The 22,305-nt window shown below is 68.0% G+C and carries 25 protein-coding genes, 1 tRNA gene and 1 pseudogene; 16 read left to right on the top strand and 11 right to left on the bottom strand.

Annotated elements, in window-relative coordinates; genetic code table 11:
* The gene (locus ACT4N3_RS10530) at positions 1-186 is read left to right on the top strand and encodes a hypothetical protein (protein ID WP_444855174.1); all 186 of its coding nucleotides are present in this window, start codon (positions 1-3) and stop codon (positions 184-186) included.
* Here ACT4N3_RS10530 and ACT4N3_RS10525 read toward each other — a convergent pair.
* Both ACT4N3_RS10525 and ACT4N3_RS10520 read right to left on the bottom strand, forming a co-directional pair.
* A complete protein-coding gene (locus ACT4N3_RS10525; protein ID WP_444855173.1) occupies positions 183-959 on the bottom strand; it encodes an aspartyl/asparaginyl beta-hydroxylase domain-containing protein in 777 nt (258 codons plus the stop codon). The genes ACT4N3_RS10530 and ACT4N3_RS10525 overlap by 4 nt on opposite strands.
* 59 nt (positions 960-1,018) lie before the next feature.
* Positions 1,019-1,666 (bottom strand): S24 family peptidase, encoded by a 648-nt coding sequence (locus ACT4N3_RS10520; protein ID WP_444855172.1) that lies wholly within the window; start codon positions 1,664-1,666, stop codon positions 1,019-1,021.
* A 69-nt stretch (positions 1,667-1,735) separates the two neighbouring features.
* Between ACT4N3_RS10520 and ACT4N3_RS10515 the strand changes: the two genes are divergently transcribed.
* Together ACT4N3_RS10515 and ACT4N3_RS10510 are read left to right on the top strand one after the other, a co-directional pair.
* Positions 1,736-1,918: a hypothetical protein gene (locus tag ACT4N3_RS10515; protein ID WP_444855171.1), complete on the top strand. Its 183-nt coding sequence runs from the start codon at positions 1,736-1,738 to the stop codon at positions 1,916-1,918.
* Positions 1,915-2,214 carry a hypothetical protein gene (locus ACT4N3_RS10510; protein WP_444855170.1) on the top strand — a complete coding sequence of 100 codons (300 nt, stop codon included), beginning with the start codon at positions 1,915-1,917 and terminating at the stop codon, positions 2,212-2,214. Before ACT4N3_RS10515 ends, ACT4N3_RS10510 begins: the two co-directional genes overlap by 4 nt.
* Here ACT4N3_RS10510 and ACT4N3_RS10505 read toward each other — a convergent pair.
* Both ACT4N3_RS10505 and ACT4N3_RS10500 read right to left on the bottom strand, forming a co-directional pair.
* On the bottom strand, positions 2,211-2,873 hold the full coding sequence (locus ACT4N3_RS10505; protein WP_444855169.1) for a hypothetical protein: 663 nt from the start codon (positions 2,871-2,873) through the stop codon (positions 2,211-2,213). The genes ACT4N3_RS10510 and ACT4N3_RS10505 overlap by 4 nt on opposite strands.
* A 5-nt stretch (positions 2,874-2,878) precedes the next feature.
* The gene (locus ACT4N3_RS10500; protein WP_444855194.1) at positions 2,879-4,081 is read right to left on the bottom strand and encodes a TIGR04063 family PEP-CTERM/XrtA system glycosyltransferase; all 1,203 of its coding nucleotides are present in this window, start codon (positions 4,079-4,081) and stop codon (positions 2,879-2,881) included.
* A gap of 79 nt (positions 4,082-4,160) precedes the next feature.
* Between ACT4N3_RS10500 and ACT4N3_RS10495 the strand changes: the two genes are divergently transcribed.
* Positions 4,161-5,102 carry a right-handed parallel beta-helix repeat-containing protein gene (locus ACT4N3_RS10495; protein WP_444855168.1) on the top strand — a complete coding sequence of 314 codons (942 nt, stop codon included), beginning with the start codon at positions 4,161-4,163 and terminating at the stop codon, positions 5,100-5,102.
* Here the strand turns inward: ACT4N3_RS10495 and ACT4N3_RS10490 are convergent.
* Positions 5,099-6,844, bottom strand: coding sequence for a hypothetical protein (locus ACT4N3_RS10490; RefSeq protein WP_444855167.1), 1,746 nt, complete (start codon positions 6,842-6,844; stop codon positions 5,099-5,101). The genes ACT4N3_RS10495 and ACT4N3_RS10490 overlap by 4 nt on opposite strands.
* A gap of 125 nt (positions 6,845-6,969) precedes the next feature.
* Here ACT4N3_RS10490 and ACT4N3_RS10485 point away from each other — a divergent pair, with 125 nt between their 5' ends.
* The 4 genes and pseudogenes from ACT4N3_RS10485 (at position 6,970) to ACT4N3_RS10470 (ending at position 10,609) form a co-directional block, all read left to right on the top strand.
* Complete coding sequence (locus ACT4N3_RS10485; RefSeq protein ID WP_444855166.1) at positions 6,970-7,101, top strand: hypothetical protein; 132 nt, start codon at positions 6,970-6,972, stop codon at positions 7,099-7,101.
* A complete protein-coding gene (locus tag ACT4N3_RS10480) occupies positions 7,094-8,470 on the top strand; it encodes a DUF5935 domain-containing protein (protein ID WP_444855165.1) in 1,377 nt (458 codons plus the stop codon). Before ACT4N3_RS10485 ends, ACT4N3_RS10480 begins: the two co-directional genes overlap by 8 nt.
* Positions 8,467-9,491: pseudogene (locus tag ACT4N3_RS10475) on the top strand (DNA topoisomerase IB). The gene ACT4N3_RS10480 and the pseudogene ACT4N3_RS10475 overlap by 4 nt, the downstream one beginning before the upstream one ends.
* Positions 9,488-10,609: a mechanosensitive ion channel family protein gene (locus ACT4N3_RS10470; RefSeq protein WP_444855164.1), complete on the top strand. Its 1,122-nt coding sequence runs from the start codon at positions 9,488-9,490 to the stop codon at positions 10,607-10,609. The pseudogene ACT4N3_RS10475 and the gene ACT4N3_RS10470 overlap by 4 nt, the downstream one beginning before the upstream one ends.
* Here ACT4N3_RS10470 and ACT4N3_RS10465 read toward each other — a convergent pair whose 3' ends face one another.
* Positions 10,610-13,588, bottom strand: coding sequence for an L-glutamate gamma-semialdehyde dehydrogenase (locus tag ACT4N3_RS10465; RefSeq protein WP_444855163.1), 2,979 nt, complete (start codon positions 13,586-13,588; stop codon positions 10,610-10,612).
* 55 nt (positions 13,589-13,643) lie between these two features.
* Between ACT4N3_RS10465 and ACT4N3_RS10460 the strand changes: the two genes are divergently transcribed.
* The 4 genes from ACT4N3_RS10460 (at position 13,644) to ACT4N3_RS10445 (ending at position 17,285) form a co-directional block, all read left to right on the top strand.
* Positions 13,644-14,099 (top strand): MaoC family dehydratase, encoded by a 456-nt coding sequence (locus ACT4N3_RS10460; protein ID WP_444855162.1) that lies wholly within the window; start codon positions 13,644-13,646, stop codon positions 14,097-14,099.
* 138 nt (positions 14,100-14,237) lie between these two features.
* A complete protein-coding gene (locus ACT4N3_RS10455; RefSeq protein WP_444855161.1) occupies positions 14,238-15,419 on the top strand; it encodes an acetyl-CoA C-acyltransferase in 1,182 nt (393 codons plus the stop codon).
* Positions 15,416-15,793 carry a YkvA family protein gene (locus ACT4N3_RS10450; protein WP_444855160.1) on the top strand — a complete coding sequence of 126 codons (378 nt, stop codon included), beginning with the start codon at positions 15,416-15,418 and terminating at the stop codon, positions 15,791-15,793. Before ACT4N3_RS10455 ends, ACT4N3_RS10450 begins: the two co-directional genes overlap by 4 nt.
* A gap of 55 nt (positions 15,794-15,848) precedes the next feature.
* On the top strand, positions 15,849-17,285 hold the full coding sequence (locus tag ACT4N3_RS10445) for an MFS transporter (protein ID WP_444855159.1): 1,437 nt from the start codon (positions 15,849-15,851) through the stop codon (positions 17,283-17,285).
* Here the strand turns inward: ACT4N3_RS10445 and ACT4N3_RS10440 are convergent.
* Positions 17,260-17,997, bottom strand: a complete 738-nt coding sequence (locus ACT4N3_RS10440; protein ID WP_444855158.1) for a queuosine precursor transporter — start codon at positions 17,995-17,997, stop codon at positions 17,260-17,262. The genes ACT4N3_RS10445 and ACT4N3_RS10440 overlap by 26 nt on opposite strands.
* A 135-nt stretch (positions 17,998-18,132) precedes the next feature.
* Between ACT4N3_RS10440 and ACT4N3_RS10435 the strand changes: the two genes are divergently transcribed.
* The 3 genes from ACT4N3_RS10435 (at position 18,133) to ACT4N3_RS10425 (ending at position 18,910) form a co-directional block, all read left to right on the top strand.
* Positions 18,133-18,495, top strand: coding sequence for a hypothetical protein (locus ACT4N3_RS10435; protein ID WP_444855157.1), 363 nt, complete (start codon positions 18,133-18,135; stop codon positions 18,493-18,495).
* Positions 18,496-18,587: 92 nt separating this feature from the next.
* Positions 18,588-18,664, top strand: a tRNA-Arg gene (locus ACT4N3_RS10430).
* A 39-nt stretch (positions 18,665-18,703) separates the two neighbouring features.
* Complete coding sequence (locus ACT4N3_RS10425; protein WP_444855156.1) at positions 18,704-18,910, top strand: hypothetical protein; 207 nt, start codon at positions 18,704-18,706, stop codon at positions 18,908-18,910.
* A 6-nt stretch (positions 18,911-18,916) separates the two neighbouring features.
* Here ACT4N3_RS10425 and ACT4N3_RS10420 read toward each other — a convergent pair whose 3' ends face one another.
* Genes ACT4N3_RS10420 through ACT4N3_RS10405 form a run of 4 tightly spaced genes read right to left on the bottom strand, consistent with a single transcriptional unit; the run spans position 18,917 to position 21,804 of the window.
* Entirely contained in the window at positions 18,917-19,882 is a 966-nt protein-coding gene (locus ACT4N3_RS10420) for an AAA family ATPase (protein WP_444855155.1), read from the bottom strand.
* Positions 19,879-20,451 (bottom strand): nicotinamide riboside transporter PnuC, encoded by a 573-nt coding sequence (gene pnuC / locus ACT4N3_RS10415; RefSeq protein ID WP_444855154.1) that lies wholly within the window; start codon positions 20,449-20,451, stop codon positions 19,879-19,881. The genes ACT4N3_RS10420 and pnuC overlap by 4 nt, the downstream gene beginning before the upstream one ends.
* Before the next feature lie 27 nt (positions 20,452-20,478).
* A complete protein-coding gene (locus tag ACT4N3_RS10410) occupies positions 20,479-21,060 on the bottom strand; it encodes a urate hydroxylase PuuD (RefSeq protein ID WP_444855153.1) in 582 nt (193 codons plus the stop codon).
* Positions 21,061-21,108: 48 nt separating this feature from the next.
* A complete protein-coding gene (locus tag ACT4N3_RS10405) occupies positions 21,109-21,804 on the bottom strand; it encodes a TIGR02117 family protein (RefSeq protein ID WP_444855152.1) in 696 nt (231 codons plus the stop codon).
* A 123-nt stretch (positions 21,805-21,927) separates the two neighbouring features.
* Here ACT4N3_RS10405 and ACT4N3_RS10400 point away from each other — a divergent pair.
* A partial coding sequence (locus tag ACT4N3_RS10400; RefSeq protein ID WP_444855151.1) for a phosphorylase family protein occupies positions 21,928-22,305 on the top strand: 378 nt, incomplete at its 3' end.

Genomic DNA, 22,305 nt, shown 5'->3' with positions numbered 1-22,305 from the left:
ATGACCGATCCCGCCCCTCCCCCGCCGCCGCGCCGCGCCGGCGGCGTGCTGCTCGCCGCCGGAATCCTGGGCGGCGTGGTGATCGGCAGCGTGCTTGGGCAGCCGAGCATCGGGTTCCTCGCCGGGCTTGGCGTCGGGTTGGCGGCCGTGGCGCTGATCTGGGTCGGCGAGCGCAGGCGCCGCTAGTCGCCGGCTCGTTCGAGCCGCTGCATCGCGTCCTCCCAGCGGCCGAGCTCGACGCGTGCGTCCTGGACGAAGCGCGAGCGCTTGACGCCGAACAGGAACAGGCCGCCGGCGAGCTTTCCGATGAGGCCGACCGGGCGGCGAAACTGGATCAGAAGCACGGCGCGCCATTCGTCGGTGTCGTTCCACACCTCATGATGGAAGGTGTCGTCGAAGACGAGCGTGTGCCCCTCGCGCCAATGCACGATCCGGTCCGCCACCTGCATCCGGCAGCTTTTCGCCGCACGCGGCACGACGAGGCCGAGATGGGCGGTCAGGATCGCCTTGGTGACGCCGCGGTGGCGCGGAATGTGCGCGCCGGGCGCGAGGATCGAGAAGAAGGCGCTGTTGAGACCCGGAATGCGCGCGACCGCGGCCGCCGTCGCCGGGCAGCGGCGCAGATTTTCCTCCAGCCGATAGCCGTAGCCGTGCAGGAAGAAGCTCTTCCATTTGCCGGGCGGGGCGATCCGGCGGTGGTCGGGCGAGATATCGGCAAGCGGGGGGATCGCCGCCTCATGATCGAGCACGGCCTGAAGCTCGGCGCGGATCGCCGGCCATTGCCGCTCCAGTTCCGCGATCCAGGGGAAAATCGACGGATCGTAGAGCGGCGTGTCGCCCACCTTCGACGAACGGGCGACGAGGGCGCTGACGCGATGGCGCAGTTTCTTGCCCACCCGGAACAACCGGTCGGACAAGGCCTGGCGCTCCGGCGTCGCAAGCTGGTTCGTCGCGTTCATCGCGCGCTCCCTTGTGCCCGGATGTAGGCGGGAAAAGGGCGAAGGGAAGGCCGCGGCGTTCAGGCGAGGCGGCGCCCCGTCCAGACGACACGGCCGACGACATCAAGCGCCGAAGGCGAGCAAGGCGGCAGGTCGGGCCAGGCTGGATTGTCGCTGCGGATGGTGACCCTGCTCACACCCGCCCCAAGGATGAGCCGCTTGACGACCAGCGCCTCATCCCGCCGCAACACATAGATTCCGTCGCGCAAGCGCTCCGCGCCGTCGCCGCGATCGACGAGGATATCGTCGCCGTCATCGAGCGTCGGCGCCATCGAATCGCCGGCGACCCGGATCAAGGCGAGCTGCTCCGGCCGGCCGCGCGCCACCCTTCTCAGCCAGCCGGGATCGAAGGCGATATGGGCGATCGGCTGTTCGCCTTCCGCGAACGCCCCTGCCCCGGCCGCCGCGCGCAGATCGAGCCGGCCGACGGGAACCAGCCGATCGACCGGCCGATCGCGCGGCGGCGCGCCCAGCATTTCCTCATCGACGCCGAAGAATTCCGCGAGCAGCCGCCGGTCTTGCTCCGCCAATCGCTTCGGGCTGCCACGATACAGAAATTGATGCACATAGGCCGGGTTGCGGCCGAGCAGTCGCGACAGCGCCGCGCAATCGCTGCGCCGCTCCTTGACCAATGCCTCCAGCGCGGCCCGCGGGCGGTCGTCCGACATTTCGTTTTCCTACATCTAGGATTTTTCCTAGTCAAGAACATAACGGGAATATCGATTCGGAGTCGGACGATGCAGTTGCTGGGCAGGATCGAACTTTATCTGGCGCACACGGAGACCGCGCCGACCACGTTCAGCCGCGCCGCGACCCACGATCCGCGCTTCGTCTTCGACCTGCGCAACGGCCGCCGGCCGCGCCCGGCCACCGCCGCCCGCATCCATGCCTGGCTCGACCGAGCGGAGGCGCGGGCATGAAAGCCGAGGCGGCGCTGCGCCGCGCCCTTGTCTCCCTGCTCGCGGCCGAGGGCGTCACCGCGACCATTGAGAACATTCGGAGCCATCCTTGGGCGAGCGCGACCTTCAGCGGCACGCGGCACGAACTGCGGTTGCGGCTGTCGGACTCGTCAGGATGTGCCTTGCTCGCGGATCTCGCCGAGCGCGAGTTCGACCTTCCTGGTCACATCCTGATCGACATCGCCGCAGCCGACATGGCGCGCGACGGCGATGATATGCTGCTGACGGTGGAAGCGCTGACCGTAGTCGCGGATTAGGCGCGGGCGGAAAGCGCTCTCAGGCCCTCGATCGCGCTCTGCAGCCGATCGTTGGAGGGTGCGGGCGGCGGCATGTCCGGCCTGGACGGACGCACCGGCTCCGCGCCTTCGCGCTTGGCCAAGCCGCGTTCGAGCCGCGCCATCAGGTCGGTCAGGCTCGCTGACGGCGCGGCGGCGAGCGGCGGTTGAACAACCGGCGCAGCCGCCGCTTCTGCGATAGTCTGGGCAGGTGCGACCGGGCGCGACGGCGGCGCTGGCTCGCCGAGGTCGCGCGCGGCGGAGATCGGACGGCAGGGCGGCGCGTCGGGATGGGCGTCGGCCTTGCGGATGCGCGGCACCGCCGGAGCGGGCGCGGCCTCGTCCAGAACCAGCGCTGGCGGCCGGCTGGCGAAACGATCCAGCCAGCGCAGCAAGGCGAAGGTGACGGCGAAGGCGGAGAGCGCGCCGGACAGCGCGAGCAGCAGCCTTGCGGTCGTGCCGAGCGGCGGCTGCGCCGCGCTCAGGATCGCTGGCAAGCCCGTCGCCTCGATGGCGCGGCCGAGCAAGGCGTCGGGGATCGTGAAGGCGGCAAAGGCGACGGCGAGAGCCGCCAGGCCGGCCACGGGCAGATCGAGCGCGCTGCGCTCCGGGCCGCCGAAAATATTCGCGAGGGGGCGCATAGAGATCATGAAGCCTTGCCGGTGAGCCGTTCGTAGACGGGGGAATAGCGGGAAATGTTTGACGCCCAGTTACGCTCGCGTTCGACGAACGCGCGGGCGGCGGCACGGCGCGCGTCCCACTCGCCGGGCCGATCGAACAGATCGGCAAGCGCGGCGGCGAGCGCCTCGGGATCGTCGGGCGGGAAGAGCACGCCGGTGACGCCATCGGCGATCAGCTCGCGATGGCCGCCGACATTGGAGGCGGCAACCAGCTTGCCCTGCGCCATCGCCTCCAGGGGCTTCAATGGCGTGACGAGTTCGGTGAGCCGCATCGCCTTGCGCGGATAAGCGAGGACGTCGATCAGCGCATAATAAAGCTCGACCTCCTGATGGGGGACGCGGCCGGCGAAGAGGATGCGATCGGCGGCCGGCGAAGCCGCGGCTTGCGCCCGCAGCGCCTCTTCTTTTGGCCCGCCGCCGACCAGCAGCAGCCGCGCCTTCGGCCGCCGCGCCGCGAGCGCGGGCATCGCGGCGATCAGGTCATCGAGACCCTCATAATCGTAGAAGGAGCCGATGAAGCCGACGACTTCGGCATCCTTCAGCCCGAGGCGCCTGGCGAAAGCGGCGTCGCGCGCAACCGGCTTGCCGAACAGCTCCAGATCGACACCGTTGGGCGAGACGATGATCTTGTCGGCCGGCACGCCGCGGGCGACGAGATCGTCGCGCAGCCCGTCGCAGATCACCGCCACCGCGTCCGCCTGGTGCGCGACATGGGTCTCAAGCCGGCGGGTCAGGCGGTATTTCGCCGAGCCTTCCGTTCCCGTGCCGTTGCCGACCGCCGCATCCTCCCAGAAGGCGCGGATCTCGTAGAGCAACGGAATGCCGTGCCGCCGCGCGACCGGCAGCGCACCAAGCGCGGTCAGCACCGGCGAATGAGCATGGAGCTGGTCCGGCCGCCATTCGCGGACGAGCGCATCGAGCCGCGCTTCCAATGCCCTGATCTCGCGCCATTCGGCGATCGGCGAGGGCGACGGCGGCGGCGGCGGGGTGCGATGGAAGGTGATGCCATCGACGATTTCGGGATCGCCGGCGGGATCGGCCTGGCGTGGCCCCGTCAGGCAGGCGACTTCCCAGCCGCGCGCCAGCTGCGCCTTGACGATCGCGCGGGTACGGAAGGTGTAGCCGCTGTGCATCGGCAGGCTGTGGTCGAGAATATGTAGCACCCGCATCGTGCCGCTTTGGCACGACAGTCTTAAGGACCCCTCAACCGCCTTCTCCGGCGACCGCGCGAGGCGTATCTCGCGCGCCATGATCAGACGCATCGCGCTCGCTTTGGGCCTCACGCTGGCCCTGACCGGAACGGTGACGGGGCAGCCCGCGCCCTCCGCGCCCTTCACTGTTACCGAAACCGGCGCCGGTTATTCCTCGCTCGCCGAGGCGGTGGCGGCGATCGGCGACGGACAGGGCACGATCCGGATCGCGCCGGGTCGTTACCGTCAGTGCGCGGTCCAGGAAGCGGGGCAGATCACCTTCACCGCCGCGACACCCGGCACCGTCACCTTCGACGGCGTGATGTGCGAGGAGAAGGCGGCGCTGGTGCTGCGCGGCCGCTCGGCGCGGGTCGAGGGGCTGATCTTCACCAACATGCGTGTGCCGGACGGCAACGGCGCTGGTATCCGAATCGAGCAGGGCGACCTTGCCGTGTCCGAGACGATGTTCGTCGACGGCCAGTGCGGCATCCTCTCCGCCAACGATCCGAACAGCCGGATCACGATCGACCGGTCGACCTTCAGCGGCCTCGGCCGTCACCCGGACGGCAACGGCGCGCACGCGCTCTATATCGGCGACTATGGCAGCCTCAGCGTCACCAACAGCCGCTTCGAACGGGGCACCGGAGGCCATTATCTGAAGAGCCGGGCGGCGCGGATCGAGGTGCTCGATTCGAGCTTCGACGACAGCCAGGGCCGTGAAACGAACTACCATATCGATCTGCCCAACGGCGCGTCGGGGCGGATCGCCGGCAACACCTTCGTTCAGGGGACCGGCAAGGAGAATTACTCCACCCTGATCGCGGTCTCGGCCGAGGAGCAGGAGCATTCGGTCGCCAACCTGGTGATCGAGAACAACACCGCCAGCCTCGTCCCCGATTTCCGCTGGACCACCGCCTTCGTCGGCAACTGGAGCGGCGAGACCGCACGGCTCGGCGCCAACCGGCTCGCGCAGGGTATTCGCCCGCACGAGACGCACTAGGGGGCGAGCCGCGAGCCGAGGCGCTGGGCGAGATATTCGAGATTGGCGACGCGGCGGAGCAGGGAACTGTCGGTGATCTCCTCCGGCCGGAAGAAGCGGCGCATGACGGGGAAATCGAGATCGATCACCCGGCCGAGCCATTCCGGCGTCAGCAGGCCGCCATGCTCGTCCGCCATCGACCCCATCCGGCGGCGGATCGCATAGGTCCGCTGGCGCAGCCAGGTCGGGCGGATGCGGCTCGAAAACTCGCTCCAGCGATGGGCCCGGCCAGGTGGCTCGGCGAAGCTGTGGCCGTAGGCGGAGGGGTGTGCAGCCAGCGCCGGATCGATCGCATGGATCAACGCCGCCTCGAACCGGCCGGCATTCTTGAGATTGAGCGGCAAGGTCATCGCCTCGGTCACGACGCGATGATCGAGGAAGGGCATCAGATAGGCACCGAAGCGCGCCTCGTTGCTGATCTCGCGGCCGAAGAAGGGGCGGCAGCGGACGCGGGGATAGATCTGCTCGAGCAGCCCGCGCGGCAGGGGACCGCGCTCCCCTTCCCGCCCGAGCGCGGCGAGGATCTTGTCCTCCAAGCCGCGGAGGAAGGCCTGCTCGTCGAAGGCTTCGGTCAGGTCGCCCCTGGCGTAGCGGGCGAAGAAGGTCCGCGCGACGGTGGCGGCGCTCAGCCGCCGGTCAGGCAGGTAGAAGAAGTTGCGGAAAATCTCGCCGCAGCCGCCGGAGGCCGACATTGCCCCGCCTTGGTGGCGGGCGGCGCGGGCGGCGGCATTGGCCCCGCTCTCGAACAACTCGCCGAAATTGGGCAGCGCGTCATAGGTCTGGAAATTGCTTTCGACCTGCGCGGGGAATTGGTCCGGTTCGATGGTCCGCGCGCTCTTGTCGATCCAATCGACCTCGAAACCTTCCGCCGCGCCGATCGCCTTCGCTACGGCGACATCGTCGCTGCCGGGACCGCCATAGACATAGAGGCTCGGTCGCGCGCCGGCTTCGCGCAGCAGCGCCAACAGCAGCCGCGAATCAAGCCCACCGGAAAGTGGACAGAAGATGCGGTCGCCAAAGCCCTCGACATGAGGATGGACGATCGCGGTCAGGGCCGCGCGCTGGCACTCGATTCGCTCGGCGAGCGGCATATCCATCGCGGTTTCGGGCAGCGGCTTGGCGAGCGGATGCGAAACGGGGCCGCTTTCGATCAGCTCGATGAGCCGGTCCGGCCCCAGCGTCTTCAGCTCCGCGAAGACCGTGTCGTCGCCGATCGGCACGACGTTGAAGCCATATTCGTAGACCGCCTGGGCCGAGAAGCTCAGCCGCTCCACCGCCCCTGCCGCGCTCAGCAGCGAGGTCGAGAAGAGCCGCATCTTCGCGTCGTGGAAGAGCTGGAAGGCGGCGAAATAATCTGTGAGCAGGAAGGTCCGCCCGGCCTTGTGGATCAAGCCGGCGAAATGGCCGCCGATCCGGCTCCAGTCCGGCTTCGGCCAATCGAGCGACAGCAAAGCCTCCAGCGCCGGCTGGCCCATCTTGTCGTCGCAAACCAATGTGCCCGCGACCGCGACGACATCGTCGCCCGAGACGAGCAGGCTCTCCGGCCCGCCGATAATGTGCGGCGCGTGGAGAAGCTTCCAGCCGGGCCGCTCGATTTCGGTCAGGCCGGAGAAGCCGTGCAACAGGAATTGCGCCCGCGCCGCGGCCATCGCGCGGTCGCAGAAAGCGGGATCGCGGGTCGAGGCGAGGAAGAGGCCGGCCACGCCGGGGCGCCTAGCGGATGCTGGTTAAGATCGGCCCAATCATCCGCGCCCCCGCCACCCTTAACGGCGCGTCAACCGCGCTCCGCTAAGCGCCTGTCGGTGAAGCGCGGCCAAAGGCAGCCTGGATGATCGACCATTTCGCGCTCGGCCTGACCCATGGCCTGATGCTGCTCGCAGCGTGGCGGCTGCTGTCGCGCGCCGATCTGAACGACGATCCGGCGCCGGAACCGCCAAAGCCGGACCGCGCCGATGCGTGATCTCGCCCTCGTCGGCTTCCTCGCCGCCTTGCTCGCGCTCGGCCTCAAGCGGCCGTTCCTGTTCGTGCTCGCTTATATCTATGTCGACACGGTCTCGCCGCAGCGGCTGTCCTATTTCTTGCTCAACTCGGCCCCGATCTCGATGATCGTCGCGGTCCTGGCGATGGGCGCGTGGCTGCTGTTCGAGAAGAAAGACGGCGTTTCCTTCACCGTCCGGCAGGGGCTGATGCTCGTCCTCCTCGCTTATTGCGGCGTGACGACGATGTATGCCGACTTTCCGGTCGAGGCGGCGGAGAAGTGGGATTGGGCGTGGAAGGCGCTCGCCTTCGCCATCTTCCTGCCCTTGACGATGCGCAGCCGCCTCAGGATCGAGGCGGTGCTGCTCTTCCTCACCCTCTCGGCGGCCGCGATCATCATCGTCGGCGGGATGAAGACGGCGCTCGCCGGCGGCGGCTATGGCGTCCTCAACCTGATGGTCGACAACAATAGCGGCCTCTATGAGAGCAGCATCATCTCGACCGTCGCGATCGCGCTGATCCCGATCATCCTCTGGTTCGCGCGCTTCGGTACCATCTTCCCCTCCGATTGGCGGGTGAAGTTGTTCTGCTACGCTTTGGTCTTCGCGTGCCTGCTGATCCCGATCGGCACCGAGGCGCGCACCGGCCTGCTCTGCATCGCTTTGCTCGGCCTGCTGATGCTGCGCGACATGACCATGACGCGGCGGCTGCTGTTCGTCGGCGCGGCCGGTGCGCTCGGCCTCGCCGCCATCCCCTTCCTGCCCTCCAGCTTCAGCCAGCGGATGGAGACGATCCAGGGCTATCAGGCCGACGAATCCGCCAACACCCGCCTCGCCGTCTGGGGCTGGACGCTCGAATATGTTCAGTCACGACCGTTCGGCGGCGGCTTCGGCGCCTATCGCCAGAACCAGATCCAGGTGCAGACCACGAGCGTCGCCGGCGGCGAAGGGCTTCAGACCGTCGCCACGACGACCCAGGCCGACGAGGGTCGCGCTTGGCACAGCTCCTATTTCGAGATGCTGGGCGAGCAGGGCTGGCCTGGCCTCTTCATCTTCCTGGCGATCCAGATCATCTCGCTGGTGCGGATGGAGATCATCCGCCGCCGCTACCGCAAGCGCGACGACGAGCCGTGGATCGCGCCGCTGGCGACGGCGCTCCAGCATTTCCAGCTCACCTACATGCTCGGCTCCGCCTTCGTGCAGACCGCCTTCCAGTCATTCGGCTGGTTCATCGTCGCGGTGCAGATCGGCTTCGACGTCTGGCTGAAGCAGCGCGAGCGGGCCGAAATGCGCCGCCCTTTCGTCACGCTGGAGGGAACGAACCAGGAGCGTCGCGCTTTAGCCGCGCGATGAGCGACGAAACCCGGGGCCGCCTGCGCCACAGCGACGACAGCGCCCTGGGCATCGCACGCCGGCGCAACGGGCGTTACTGGCAATATTTCGACGCCGACGGAAAGCGCATCACCGATCGGGACGAGATCGACCGGCTCAACGCCATCGCCCTGCCGCCCGCTTATCGCGACGCCTGGTTCTGCCCCCACGCCAACGGTCATATCCAAGCGACGGGCTATGACGAGAAAGGCCGCAAGCAATATCGCTACCACCCCGGCTTCCGCGCCCGGCGCGACAAATCGAAATATGACCGCACCGCCGATTTCGGCCGCGCGCTGCCGAAGCTGCGCAAGCGGGTGATGGCGGACCTCAGGAAGCGCAGCCTCGGCAAGGACACGATCGCGGCCGCCATCGTCCGGCTGATGGACAGCGAATATCTGCGCGTCGGCAACGAGAGCTACGCCAAGGACAATAAGAGCTTCGGCGCGACGACGCTCCGCACGCACCACGCCCAGGTGAACGGCCCGAAGGTCAGGATGCGTTTTAAGGCGAAGAGCGGCGTCGAGCGCGAGATCGACCTGACCGACAAAGGCCTGATCCGGATCGTCCGGCAATGCCATGACCTGCCCGCCAGCGCCTGTTTCAATATCTCGACGAAGGGGGCGAGCCGCAGCCGATCGGCTCCGAGGACGTCAACGACTATATCCGCGACGCGACCGGCGAGGACTTCACCGCCAAGCATTTCCGCACCTGGGGCGCGAGCGCGATCGCGTTCGAGCAGGTCTGCGCCGCGGGCGAGAACGGCGTCAGCCTCGATGCGATGCTGGAGCCTGTCGCCGAAGCACTCGGCAACACACCGGCCATCGCGCGCAAATCCTATGTCCATCCGGCGCTGATCGACGCGGTGAAGCGCGACAAGGGCGCGGCGCTGCGCGGGTTGACCTGCCCGAGGGGCACCAAATATCTGTCCGGCGCCGAACGCGGCCTGATCGCCTTCCTCGACAAGCCAGCGCGTAAATCGCCAAAACGGACCGCCAGATGAACCGCACCGACACATTGGATCTCCAGACTGCGCGGATGTGGGCGGACACGACCGCCTGGTTCTCGAGCCACAGCCTGCAAATCCTGCTGGGCCTCGCCGCCGGCACCGCCATCGTCCTCGTGCTGATGGGCGCGCGCTGGATCGGCCTGCGCCTCTGCCGATCCGACCCCACGCACACCCATTGGCGGACCGTCTTCGGCCGGATGCTGGAGCGGACGCGGCTGTGGTTCATGCTGGCGCTGGCGGCGCGGGTCGTCGTCGGCGTCGGCCAGGCGCCGGAGCCCTGGGGCCGAATTACGCAGATCGCGTTCATCGTCGCCGCGGCGCTGCAGGTCGCGCTCTGGGTGCGCGAGCTGGCGCTCGGCGTCATCGAGCATCGCGCCGGGGCGCACGAGGATTCGAGCGGGCTGGGCAGCGCGATGGGGATCATCAGGCTGCTGGTCAGCGTCGCGATCTTCGCGGTCGCTTTGGTCGTCGTGCTCGACAATCTGGGGGTCAACGTCACCGGCCTGATCGCCGGCTTGGGCATCGGCGGCATCGCCATCGGCCTCGCCGCGCAGGGCATCTTCAAGGATCTGTTCGCGGCGCTGGCGATCATCTTCGACCGGCCGTTCCGCCGTGGCGATCTGATCCGCTTCGCCGACATCACCGGCCATGTCGAGGAGATCGGCCTCAAATCGACCCGCATCCGTTCGGACTCAGGCCAGCAGGTCGTCGTCTCCAACGCGATCCTGCTCGACAAGGAGGTTCACAATTTCGCCCTTGTTGCCCGGCGGCGCGTGCAGCTGCCGTTCGGCCTCATCTACCAGACCGATCCGAAGACCCTCGCCCAAGTGCCGGAGATCGTCCGCGCGATCGTCGAGCAGGACAATCGGGCGAAGCTAGTCCGCTGCACCTTTCTGGCCTTTGGCACGTCGAGCCTCGATTTCGAGCTGTTGTTCGACGTGCCGAGCGCCGACCCGAACGAGGTCGCGGCGGTGCGCGCCGCGATCGGCCTCGACATCCTGAAGGCGTTCGACGAGCGCGGGATCGCGTTCGCTTATCCCTCTCAGGTCGCCTTCACGGCCGCGCCGGATGGAAGGCTGATCATGCCCTATCCTGAAGCGCCGAAGACCTAGTTAGAACCCCACGTCCTCAAGGCTGAGCAAGGTCGCGTTGCCGCCGGCGCTGGTCGTATCGGTCGAGGTCACCCGCTCGGCGCAGAAGCGGGGCAGATAATGCGGGCCGCCGGCCTTGGGACCGGTGCCGCTCTGCCCCTCGCCGCCGAACGGCTGCGAGCCGACGATGGCGCCGATCATCGAACGGTTGACGTAGAGATTGCCGACCGTGCCGGTCTCCTCGACCGTCTCGGCCGCGCGGGCGATGCGGCTGTGCAGGCCCATGGTGAGGCCGAAGCCGGATGCGTTCACGCGCCGCACGGTCTCGGCGAGCTTGCCGCCTTCCCAGGTGGTCACGTGGAGCAACGGCCCGAACCACTCCTCGGTCAGATCCTCGATCCGGTCCAGACGGATCAGGGTCGGCGGCACGAACAGCCCTTCGGCCGGGGCCGGGATCGTCTTGACGATCCGGTCCTTCATCGCCTCGCGCCGGCCCATCAACTTGTCGAAGCTCGGCTGGTCGATCACCGGGCCGACATCGGTGCGCGGGTCGGAAGGATCACCGACGATGAGCGTGTCCATCGCGCCGGTCAGCATCTCCAGCGTCCGCTCCGCCACATCCTCCTGCAGCACCAGCAGCCGCAGCGCCGAGCAGCGCTGACCGGCCGAGCGGAAGGCGGAGGTGATGACGTCCTGCACCACCTGCTCGGGCAGCGCCGTGGAATCGACGATCATCGCGTTGATCCCGCCGGTTTCGGCGATCAGCGGGATGATCGGGCGGTGATCGTCGGCGATCAGGGTGCGGGCGATATGCTTGGCGGTGGCGGTCGAGCCGGTGAAGGCGACGCCGGCGATGCGCGTGTCCTCCATCAGCTTCTGGCCCATGTCACGCCGGCCGGCGGCGAGGATCAGGGCATCCTCGGGAACCCCGGCTTCATGCGCGAGGCCGACCGCATAAGCGGCGATCTGGGGAGTCTGCGAAGCGGGCTTGGCGACCACGGCATTGCCGGCCGCGAGCGCCGCCGTGACCTGGCCCAAGAAGATGGCGAGCGGGAAGTTCCATGGCGCGATGCAGACGAAGACGCCGCGCCCTTCCAGCCTGAGCATATTGCGCTCGCCGGTCGGCCCGGGAAGCTCCAGCGGCTCGAGATGCTTGCGCGCCTGCGCGGCGTAGTAGTGGCAGAAATCGACCGCCTCGCGCACCTCGGCGAGCGCGTCGGGGATCGTCTTGCCGGCCTCCTTGACCGCGATCCGCATCAGCATCGGACGCTCGCGCTCCAGCGCGTCGCCGAGCCGATCGAGCGTCGCCGCGCGTTCCTCGACGCTGCGCTTCGACCAGTCGGAGAAGCCACGGAGCGCCCGGGTGACCAGTTCTTCGGCGGGCGGCGTGCTGATCGGTCCGAAGTCGAGCGATCTTGCGACCGCGGCGGCCACCCGCGCCAGATCGTGCTGGTCGTTGAGGTCGATGCCCTCGCTGTTCTTCCGCTCCGGCGCGAACAGATTTTCGGGCAGGACGATCGACGGGTGACGGGTGCCGCCGACCGCGGCGATCTTGGCGACGGGATCGGCGAGCAATTGCTCGTCGGTCAGATTCTCGTCGGCAAGCTGGTGGACGAAGGAGCTGTTGGCGCCATTCTCGAGCAGACGGCGGACGAGATAAGCGAGCAGGTCGCGATGGCCGCCGACCGGGGCGTAGATGCGGCAATGATAGCCCTGGTTCTGAACCAGGTCCTCATAGAGCCCCTCGCCCATGCCGTGCAGCCGCTGAAACTCGAAGTCGCGGGAATTTCCGGCCCATTCCAAGAGGGTTGCGACGGTGAGTGCATTATGCGTCGCAAAGGCCGGATAAATGTTTGAAGCTTCAAGCATATCCTTTGCGCAGGCGAGATAGGAGACATCGGTCGCCGCCTTGCGGGTGAACAAGGGATATTCGGAAAGGCCCTGCTCCTGCGTCCGCTTGATCTCCGTATCCCAATAGGCGCCCTTCACCAGCCGTGCCGCAATCCGCCGGCCGGTTTTCTTGCCGATGCAGTTAGCCCAGGCGATGGTCGGCCGGGCGCGCTTGCCATAGGCTTGGATCGCCATGCCGAGCCCGTCCCAGCCCTTCAGCGCCGGCAGGCCCGCCACCGCCCCGATGATGTCGAGGCTCATCTCCAGCCGCTCGGTTTCCTCGGCATCGATGGTGAGGGGGATGTTTAAGGATGCCGCCAGCGTGGCCAGCGCCTCGACCTTTCCGATCAGCGCCGGCACGCAGCGATCATATTGCGCGACCTCGTAGCGCGGGTGCAGCGCCGAGAGCTTCACCGAGATCGAATGGCCCTGGCTCGCTTGCCTGCCCACCGCGCGGATCGCATCCTCGTAGGAGGCGTAATAGCGGTCGGCATCGGGGAAGGTCCGCGCCGCCTCGCCCAGCATGTCGAAGCTGGCGGTGAAGCCGCGATTCTCGCGCTTGCCCATCCGCTCGATCGCTTCGGAGATGGTGCGGCCCATCACGAAAATCTCGCCCATCATCCGCATCGCGGCGCCGACGCCGGTGCGGACGAACGGCTCGCCGGTGCGGGAGATGAGCTTGCGGAGCGCCGAGGCATTCTCGCTGTCGCTGGTCAGGGCGCGACCGATGACGAGACCCCAGGTCGCGGTGTTGACCAGGGTCGAGTTCGCCTTGCCCTTGTGGCTGCGCCAGTCGCCCTCGCCGAGCTTGTCCGAGATCAGGCTGTCCGCGGTATCCGGATCGGGCACGCGCAGGAACGCCTCGGCGAGGGAGAGCAAGGCCACGCCCTCCTGCGTGTTCAACCGATATTCCTGCAGGAACTGGTTCACCCAGCCGCGCGACTGCGCTTCGCGCAGATCGGCGAGCATCGCCAAGGCCCGCTGCTCAACCCTGGCGCGCGAATCGGCGTCGAGCGCCGCGTCGTGCAGCAGGGGCGCAAGCACGTCCGGTTCGGGGGCACGGAGAAGGTCACGAATGCGGGCGCGCGCCGAAGCCGTAGCGTCAGCCATGTAAGGGAACCTCTTGAGGCTTGAGTCTTGTCGGCGCGGCCCTAGACCGAAAGCCATGCCCATCGCCAGCCTCGACGAGATCAGGAACAAGGTTGGCCAGGAGGTCGGCGTCTCCGACTGGCTGACCATGGATCAGGCGCGGATCGACGCCTTCGCCGAGGTCACCGAAGACCCGCAATTCATCCATATCGATCCGGTCCGCGCGGCGCAGACGCCGTTCGGCGGCACGATCGCGCACGGCTTCCTGACGCTGTCGCTGCTCAGCCGGATGGCGGCGGACGCAATGCTGCGCCCGGACGGGATAAAAATGGGCGTCAACTACGGCTTCGAAAAAGTTCGCTTCATTGCCCCGGTCCGCTCCGGCAAACGTGTGCGCGGCCGCTTCGTCCTCGCCGCCTTCGAGGAGAAGCGGCCGGGCCAGTATCAGTTCACGCATAATGTCACCGTCGAGATCGAGGGCGAGGACAAGCCCGCCTTGATCGCCGACTGGATCGGTATGGTTTTCACGTGAATACCCCCCTCTCCCGCTTGCGGGAGAGGGTTAGGGGTGAGGGGCCAAGCGCAGCGAGGCAACTGACTCCGCAAATTAAAGGAAGACCCTCACCCCGCCCTCTCCCGCAAGCGGGAGAGGGAATGAAAGGACCGGATCATGGCCAATCGCGAAGCGGTCATCGTCTCCACCGCCCGCACGCCGATCGGCCGCGCCTATAAAGGCGGGTTCAATGCCACCCCCTCCCCCACCCTCGCCGCGCACGCGATCCGCGCCGCGGTCGAGCGGGCCAAGGTCGACCCGGCCGAGGTCGATGACGTGATCATCGGCGCCGCGCTTCAGCAGGGCGTGCAGGCGACGATCGGCCGCACCGCCGCGCTCCGCGCCGGCCTTCCCGTCACCGTCGCCGGCATGTCGATCGACCGCCAATGCGCCTCAGGCCTGATGGCGATCGCCACGGCGGCGAAACAGGTGATCGTCGATCGGATGCCGATCTGCGTCGCCGGCGGCGTCGAATCGATCTCGATGGTGCAGACGCCGGAGATGCGGCTCGGCGCCGATCCCGAGCTGATCGCGATGCACAAGGACGTTTACATGCCGATGATCGGCACCGCCGAGGTGGTGGCGAAGCGCTACAATATCGGCCGCGCCGCGATGGACGAATATGCCCTTCAGTCGCAGCAGCGCACCGCCGCAGCCCAGGCGGCCGGCAAGTTCGACGACGAGATCATTGCCTGCGACGCCACCATGTCGGTCAAGGACAAGGCGACCGGCGAGGTCAGCAAGCATCAGGTGACGATCACCAAGGACGAGGGCAACCGGCCGGAAACGACGCTGGAAGGACTATCGTCGCTGCAGCCGGTGATGGGGCCGGAGGCGACGATCACCGCCGGCAATGCCAGCCAGCTTTCCGACGGCGCCTCGGCCTGCGTGGTGATGGAGGCCGGCCTCGCCGCCGAGCGCGGCCTGGCACCGCTCGGCAAATATGTCGGCATGGCGGTGGCGGGCACCGAGCCGGACGAGATGGGCATCGGCCCGGTCTTCGCGGTGCCGAAGCTGCTCGACCGGTTCGGCCTCACGGTCGGCGACATCGGCCTGTGGGAGCTGAACGAGGCGTTCGCCGTCCAGGTCATCTACTGCCGCGACACGCTCGGCATCCCGAACGACAAGCTCAACGTCAACGGCGGCGCGATCTCGATCGGCCACCCCTATGGCATGTCAGGTGCACGTCTCACCGGCCACGCGCTGATCGAGGGCAAGCGCCGTGGCGCCAGATATGTCGTCGTCACGATGTGCGTCGGCGGCGGCATGGGCGCGGCGGGGCTGTTCGAGGTGCTTTGAGCGGGCGCTCGCCCGCTCTGGTCGAGAGACTGCGGGTCAGCGCGCACGCCGTCTGGCTCGCTGCGCGCGATCCGCGCGTGCCGTGGACGGCACGGGCGCTGGCGCTGCTGATCGCCGCTTATGCGCTGTCGCCGATCGATCTGATCCCCGATTTCATCCCGGTGATCGGGCTGCTCGACGACGCGATCCTGATTCCCGCCGGCCTCTGGCTCGTGACGCGTCTCGTGCCGCCGGAGCTGATGGCCGAGCATCGCGCGACGGCCGAAGCGGCCGCGCGCCGGCCGGTCAGCTGGGCCGGCGTGTCGCTCGTGCTGGCAGCCTGGGCGATGCTGATCCTGCTCGTCTGGCTCATCCTTCGCTGGAGCTATTCTTGAGGCGGCCACGCGACGAAGGCTCGACGCGAACTTCGCCGGGTTCTAGGCGCGCCCGATGAGCACCGCCCTTCCCGGCCCATGCGACGGCGCGGCGCCGCCGGACGCGGCGCGAACGGAAGCGCCTCATCCCCGCCTGATCCTCGCCACCTGCATCCTCGCCTCGAGCCTCGCCTTCATCGACGGCTCGGTGCTCAACGTCGCGCTGCCGGCGATCCGGACGGCGTTCGGCGCCACGACCGCCGAGGCGCAATGGGTGCTCAACGCCTTCACTTTGCCCTTGTCGGCCCTGCTGCTGATCGGCGGCGCGGCGGGCGACCTGTTCGGGCGCAAGCGGGTGATGCTGTGGGGCATCGCCCTGTTCACCGCCGCGTCCGTGCTGTGCGCGGCGGCGCCCAGCCTGGAGATCTTCCTTGCCGCCCGCGCGCTCCAGGGTCTGGGCGCGGCGATGCTGCTGCCCAACAGCCTCGCGACGCTGAGCGCGTCCTTCACCGGCGAGGCGCGCGGCCGCGCGGTCGGGACCTGGGCGGCGGTTGGCGCGATCGCCGGCGCGGTGGCGCCGATGCTCGGCGGCTGGCTGATCGACGGGATCGGCTGGCCGTTCATCTTCCTGCTCAACGTGCCGATCGCCGCCGCCGCGATCGCGCTCGGCTGGCGCTATGTTCCCGAAAGCGGCAATCCGGAGCGGCCCGATCCGGATTGGGCGGGCGCCGTGCTCGCCACGATCGGCCTTGGCGCGCTGACCTGGGGTCTCACCGCCTGGTCGGCGCGCGGGCGGCTGGGCCTCGTCGATGGCGCGGCGCTCGCCGCCGGCATCGCGCTGAGCCTCGCTTTCCTGTTTGTCGAGCGACGGCGCGGCGCTCATGCGATGGTGCCGCTGGCGATGTTCGGCTCGCTCGCCTTCGTCGGCCTGACCTTGTTCACCTTCCTGCTCTACGGCGCGCTCGGCGGCCTGATGCTGCTCTTGCCTTATGTGCTGATCGAAGCGGGCGGCTATTCGCCGACCACGGCCGGCGCCGCCCTGCTGCCGCTGCCGATCATCATTGGCCTCGGCTCGCCCTCTATGGGCAGGATCGCGGCACGGATCGGCCCGCGCTGGCCGCTCGCCATTGGCCCGCTGCTCGTCGCGGCCGGCTTCGCGCTGGCGGTGCGGATCGGCGCGGAGGGCGATTACTGGACGACGGTCCTGCCCCCCCTTCTTCTGATCTCGGCCGGCATGGCGATCGCGGTGGCCCCGCTCACGACCGCGGTGCTGTCCTCGGTCGAGGACAGCCATGCCGGCACCGCGTCGGGCCTCAACAGCGCCGTCGCGCGCACCGGCGGCCTGATCGCGATCGCCTTGCTCGGCTTCGTTCTCTCCCGCCAGGACCAGGCGCTGGTCGGCGCCTTTCACGGCGCGGCGCTGGCCTTCGCCGCGCTGGCGCTGGCCTCGGCGGCCATCGCTTTCACCACGTTGGGCAAGGGCCGCGCTAAACCTCCGCGCGGAACGGCGTGAAGTTCGTCTCCTCATCATAGACGTCGACGCCTTCTCGGCGCTTGAGCCAGCCGACCGCGGCATAGGTGACCGGCGTCAGCAATATTTCCCAGCCGACCTTCAGCGCCCATTGGGTGAGCAGCACGATGAGCAGCGTCCCGCTCTCCCAGACGCCGTAGAAAGCGAGCGGATAGAAGATCAGGCTGTCGACGCCCTGGCCGACGATCGTCGAGCCGATCGTGCGGGTCCAGAGGTGGCGGCCACGCGTCCAGACCTTCATCCGCGCCAGCACGTAGCTATTCACGAACTCGCCGGCCCAGAAGGCGATGATGCTGGCGAAGACGATCCGCGGCACCTGGCCGAACACCTGCTCATAGGCCGCCTGCCCGGTCCAGCTCGCCGCCGGCGGCAGCGCGACGACCACCCAGGCCATGAAGGCCATGAACAAGAGCGCGCAAAACCCCGCCCAGATGCAGCGCCGGGCGCGGGCATAACCGTAAACCTCGGTCAGCACGTCGCCGAGCACGTAGGAGACCGGGAAGAAGAGGATGCCGGCGCCGAACGGCCAGGCGCCGACGCCGGGCAGATCGACTGTCGCTACCTTGCCGGCGCCGAGGACGTTGGAGAGGAGCAGGATGGTGACGAACGCCGCCATCACGAAATCTAAGGCGCGCAGCGGCCTACCGGCCAGCGTTGCCGCCTCCACCGCCCGAACCCGCTCGCCGCCCGTCATTTTTCCGCCTCTCGGATGCCGCGATTCGCCGCGCAATCGCCACGCATTAATCCTTGCGTCAATCGTTGCATTAACGGCATAACTTGTCTGCGCCTTGGCTGTTTCAGGCAGCCCAGTGTCGCGGGGAGAAGCGCTATGAGTGACGAAGTTCGGAAAGTATCCCGGCGTTCGTTCTTGGGCCGGGTTCTCGGAGGCGCGGCGATCGGCGCCATCGCCATCGTCGGCGGGGCTACCCCTGCCGAAGCCCAGGTCTGCACCGACCGCGATCCCACTGACCCCGGGGGCCGGGGCCGCTGGTGCCGTCGCCGGCCGCGCTGCACCGATCGCGATCCTTCCGATCCGGTCGGGCGGGGCCGCTGGTGCACGCGCCGCCGTCGCCGCCGCAGCGGTATCACCGATCGAGATCCTGGCGATCCGGTCGGCCGCGGGCGTGGCCGTCGCCGCACCGGCATCACCGATTCGGATCCGTCGGATCCGGTCGGCAACGGCCGCGGCTGACCCAGTCTTTCGCCCTCGGGCGAAGCACACGAAAGAGCGCGGGGCGGGAACGCGTTTTCCCGCTCCGCCTTTCGCGCTACACGAAGCCCCACGCGCCCGTAGCTCAGTTGGACAGAGCACGAGCCTTCTAAGCTTGGGGTCGCAGGTTCGAATCCTGCCGGGCGCGCCATTTACGATTCCTTAGCCCGCGACGCGCAGAGGCCGGTGCATGGCCGACCTTTCCTTCATGCTGTCGCGCGCGGTGGCGAGAGGGCGCGCCGGGGCTCCGCGCAACCGTGAGACGATCCTGGCGGCGCTGCTGAGAAAGCGGGCCGAGGCGCATCGCCATGGCCTCGAAGAGCAGGAGCGGCGCTTGCGCGAGCAGATCCGCTGGGCGCTGCCGATGCGGGCCCCGAAAGAGGCCGAGCCCGTCTGATCCGTCCTAAGGTGCGTCGATCGCCTCGATCGCGGCGACCGCCTTGTCGAACCTTTCCTCCCACGCCCCCGAGATCAACGTCCAGCGCGCGCCGGCGCGCGCCAGCACCTCCTCGCATGCGACCATGAAGCGGCGCCGGTCGGCGGCGGCGGGGAAATAGCGGGTGCCGTCGTCCGCCCAGGGCACATCCACGTCGAACAGCAGATAATGGTCGGCATCGGGCCTCAGCGGGATCGTCGCCGGCGCCTCACCGAGCAGCATGATCGACCAGGCGGCGGTGGTGAGCGCGTCGGTGTCGACGATCAGCCGCCGGTTGCACCAGGGGCGCGCCGCTTCGGTCATCGCCCGCTGCGTGTCGGCGATCAGGGTGAGGCCGGCGGCGTCGAGATCGAGCCCGTTCAGCGCGCAATGGACGCGGCCATATTCGGGCACCCAGAGCGTGTCGAAATGCCGCGCGAGCCTGGGCGCCAGCACCGACTTGCCGGTGCTCTCCGGCCCGTGAAGGCAGATTTTGCGCGCAAAGTGCGGTCGCACCGGCGTGGGCAACACATCCCAATGCGTCCATGGCTCAGCGCGGACCGCCGCGCCGGAGACATCAGGAAACAGGCGCGGGCCAACGAGGATGAATTCCGTCGCGCCGACCTCCGCCGCCAGCCGCTGGCCATAGACTTCGCCGGCGAACAGGCGATCGATCGGCTCGGGGTGGGCCGCCTTCACGATGTCGCGCCAGATCGGCCAGAAATCGGGATGATCCTCCGGCGCCTGGGGAACGACCGCGTCATGGCCGATCACCCGGCAATCGGGGAACAGCTCGCTCATCCATTGCAGGCGCTGCGGACCCGGAATCGGGTCGTCGGGCAGCCAGCAGACGAGGACCGTGAGCTGGTCGACCAGGCGCCGCGCCGTCTCGATCAGGTGCACATGGCCGGCATGCGGCGGCATGAACTTGCCGAGGACGAAGCCGCGCGTCACGCCGTCGCCTGTTGCGCGCGGAGCGCCCGCCGCCATTCGAAGAAGCCGACCGTCGCAAGCAGCAGGAACAGAAAATAGAGACCCGCCGTCAAGGCGAGGCCGCGGCTCGCATAAAGGCCGATCGCGACGACATCGACGCCGATCCAGACGATCCAGTTCTCAAGCCGCCGCCGGGCCATAAGGATTTGCGCGGCGATGCTGAAGCCGGCGACCCCGGCATCGACGATCGGCGCGGCGGCATCGGTGAAGCGCGCCATCCCCGTGCCCCAGGCGAGACTCGCGGCAAGGGTCGCGATCACCCAGACGATCCGCTCCCTCCCGCCCATCACCGCGACCGGCACCTCACCGGCCGCTGCCTTCGCCCGCACCCAGTTCCGCCAGCCGTACAGCTGGACCACGAAGAAGAAGATCTGAAGCAGCGCGTCGCTGTAGAGCCGCGCCTCGGTGAAGACGACGAAGTAGAGCGACACCATGGCGAGACCGAACGGGTAGTTCCACACGCTGCGCCGGACGACGAGCGCGACGTTTACGACGCCGAGTCCGGCGGCCACCCATTCGAGCCAGTTCATCGCGCCGGCTCCGCTAGCGCCGACCGCTCAGCCGATATGGGCGCCCGCGATCATGCAATAGAGCATCGGCAGCGACAGGATGAGGTTGGTGCGGCTCGCCATCATCGCGGTCGAGGCGGCGCGGGCCTTCACGTCGTCCTCGACCTGAACGATGCCGAGCGCCTTCTTCTGGTTCGGCCAGATGATGAACCAGACGTTCGCCGCCATGATGAGCCCGAGCCACATGCCGATGCCGATCGTCGTGCGCGGCTGCTTCAGCATCAGCGCGTCCCTGAGGTAGCCGGGCGCGATCAGCTCGGCGAGGATCAGGCCGACCAGCACCGTCACCAAGGCGGCGTAGCGGAACCAGAACAAGGCGACCGGGGCGATATATTTGGTGACGCCCGGCTTCAGTTCGGCCGGTACGCTCGGCATGGTCGGGATCTGGACGAAGTTGAAGTAATAAAGCAACCCGATCCAGAGGATGCCGACGAAGACGTGCAGGAAGCGGCTGAACTGCATCCAATAGGCTGCGTCCATCATGCCGCGGTGCAGCCCCACCATGACCGCGACCAGCAGCACGATGCCGATCAGCAGCGCGAGACGGAAATTGCCGAGTATCTTCGCCATCATGCGTCCCCTGTTCCTGTCCTCATGGTCCTAGCGCAACTGGGCGCATCAATCGAGACGCCACATGATGCTCTGCTCAAGCGGGGTCCAGAGGCCGGTGCGGACGCCAGCGGTGCGCAGCGCGCGGCCGGTCCATTCGTTGCAGGTGAGGATTGCGCTGTAGCCGCCGTTCGCTTCGTAGAAGATGTCGTTGTCGCGATATCCGCGGCCAGGGACCGGCATCGTCCGCCCGCCCGTGTCGCGGCGGAAGCGGGCGGCGACGAAGGTGGTGAGGCGGCGATATTCGTCCGGCCTGAGCACGATCCGGCGCGTGTCGGCATCGACCTGCGGATCATGGACATGCTCGACATGGACCAGCGGATCGCCGCCGCCGAACGCGGCCCGGGTCGCCGAGGCGATCGAAAGGTCGCCCCAGGTCGGCGTGTTGAGATAGACCTCGCGCTCGCCATAGCCGAAAGCGGCATAATTGGCGGCGTCCCAGCGCGGATCGCGGACATGGCCGCCGGGGATGAACGGCCGCCAGTCCATATAATCGTTGGTCTTCGGCATCAGGATCCAGGTGTGGACGCCGTTGGTGCGCACGAAGATCGCGATCCCGCTCTCCGCCTGCCGCCAGGCGGCGTTGGCCGGGATCAGGCCGAGGAACAAAGCGGCGGCGAAATAGAGCAAGGGGATGGCGATCAGGCCGCCGAGGATGCGACCCGCCCAGAGTGCGCTTCGCCGCTGCCATGGTCCCTGCGCCATGGGTTGAGGCTAACCGCCTTGCCAGTGACCCGCCACCGTCATTGCGAGCGGAGCGAAGCAATCCAGCACGATTGCGAGACAAGCTGGATTGCTTCGTCGCTTCGCTCCTCGCAATGACGAAGCATGAGCGAATGGACGATCGGCGTTATCGGCGGCTCCGGCCTGTACGAGCTGGCGGAGCTCGAGGAGGCGCTGTGGATCGCCGTCGATACGCCGTGGGGCCGGCCGGCGGACGAATTGCTGATCGGCCGGATCGCGGGCGTGAAGTTCGTCTTCCTGCCGCGCCATGGCCGCGGCCATCGGCTGCCGCCGAGCGAGATCAACTATCGCGCCAATGTGGACGCGTTGAAGCGGGCTGGCTGCACCGACCTCATCGCCATCTCGGCGGTGGGCTCGCTGCGCGAGGAACTGGCGCCCGGCCGCTTCGTCCTCGTCGACCAGTATCTCGACCGCACCCACGGCCGCGCGTCGAGTTTCTTCGGGCCCGGCTTCGTCGCCCAT

Source organism: Sphingosinicella sp. (genome assembly GCF_052388015.1).
Lineage (GTDB): Bacteria > Pseudomonadota > Alphaproteobacteria > Sphingomonadales > Sphingomonadaceae > Allosphingosinicella.
Note: the sequence above shows the minus strand (reverse complement) of the source record. Positions and strands in the feature narration are given on the sequence as shown.

Bases quoted from the DNA above. Each gene is read 5' to 3' on its own strand.
- ACT4N3_RS10530 (WP_444855174.1), top strand. From the start codon at position 1: ATGACCGATCCCGCCCCTCCCCCGCCGCCGCGCCGCGCCGGCGGCGTG.
- ACT4N3_RS10525 (WP_444855173.1), bottom strand. From the start codon at position 959: ATGAACGCGACGAACCAGCTTGCGACGCCGGAGCGCCAGGCCTTGTCC.
- ACT4N3_RS10520 (WP_444855172.1), bottom strand. From the start codon at position 1,666: ATGTCGGACGACCGCCCGCGGGCCGCGCTGGAGGCATTGGTCAAGGAG.
- ACT4N3_RS10515 (WP_444855171.1), top strand. From the start codon at position 1,736: ATGCAGTTGCTGGGCAGGATCGAACTTTATCTGGCGCACACGGAGACC.
- ACT4N3_RS10510 (WP_444855170.1), top strand. From the start codon at position 1,915: ATGAAAGCCGAGGCGGCGCTGCGCCGCGCCCTTGTCTCCCTGCTCGCG.
- ACT4N3_RS10505 (WP_444855169.1), bottom strand. From the start codon at position 2,873: ATGCGCCCCCTCGCGAATATTTTCGGCGGCCCGGAGCGCAGCGCGCTC.
- ACT4N3_RS10500 (WP_444855194.1), bottom strand. From the start codon at position 4,081: ATGCGGGTGCTACATATTCTCGACCACAGCCTGCCGATGCACAGCGGC.
- ACT4N3_RS10495 (WP_444855168.1), top strand. From the start codon at position 4,161: ATGATCAGACGCATCGCGCTCGCTTTGGGCCTCACGCTGGCCCTGACC.
- ACT4N3_RS10485 (WP_444855166.1), top strand. From the start codon at position 6,970: ATGATCGACCATTTCGCGCTCGGCCTGACCCATGGCCTGATGCTGCTC.
- ACT4N3_RS10480 (WP_444855165.1), top strand. From the start codon at position 7,094: ATGCGTGATCTCGCCCTCGTCGGCTTCCTCGCCGCCTTGCTCGCGCTC.
- ACT4N3_RS10470 (WP_444855164.1), top strand. From the start codon at position 9,488: ATGAACCGCACCGACACATTGGATCTCCAGACTGCGCGGATGTGGGCG.
- ACT4N3_RS10465 (WP_444855163.1), bottom strand. From the start codon at position 13,588: ATGGCTGACGCTACGGCTTCGGCGCGCGCCCGCATTCGTGACCTTCTC.
- ACT4N3_RS10460 (WP_444855162.1), top strand. From the start codon at position 13,644: ATGCCCATCGCCAGCCTCGACGAGATCAGGAACAAGGTTGGCCAGGAG.
- ACT4N3_RS10455 (WP_444855161.1), top strand. From the start codon at position 14,238: ATGGCCAATCGCGAAGCGGTCATCGTCTCCACCGCCCGCACGCCGATC.
- ACT4N3_RS10445 (WP_444855159.1), top strand. From the start codon at position 15,849: ATGAGCACCGCCCTTCCCGGCCCATGCGACGGCGCGGCGCCGCCGGAC.
- ACT4N3_RS10440 (WP_444855158.1), bottom strand. From the start codon at position 17,997: ATGACGGGCGGCGAGCGGGTTCGGGCGGTGGAGGCGGCAACGCTGGCC.
- ACT4N3_RS10435 (WP_444855157.1), top strand. From the start codon at position 18,133: ATGAGTGACGAAGTTCGGAAAGTATCCCGGCGTTCGTTCTTGGGCCGG.
- ACT4N3_RS10425 (WP_444855156.1), top strand. From the start codon at position 18,704: ATGGCCGACCTTTCCTTCATGCTGTCGCGCGCGGTGGCGAGAGGGCGC.
- pnuC (WP_444855154.1), bottom strand. From the start codon at position 20,451: ATGAACTGGCTCGAATGGGTGGCCGCCGGACTCGGCGTCGTAAACGTC.
- ACT4N3_RS10410 (WP_444855153.1), bottom strand. From the start codon at position 21,060: ATGGCGAAGATACTCGGCAATTTCCGTCTCGCGCTGCTGATCGGCATC.
- ACT4N3_RS10405 (WP_444855152.1), bottom strand. From the start codon at position 21,804: ATGGCGCAGGGACCATGGCAGCGGCGAAGCGCACTCTGGGCGGGTCGC.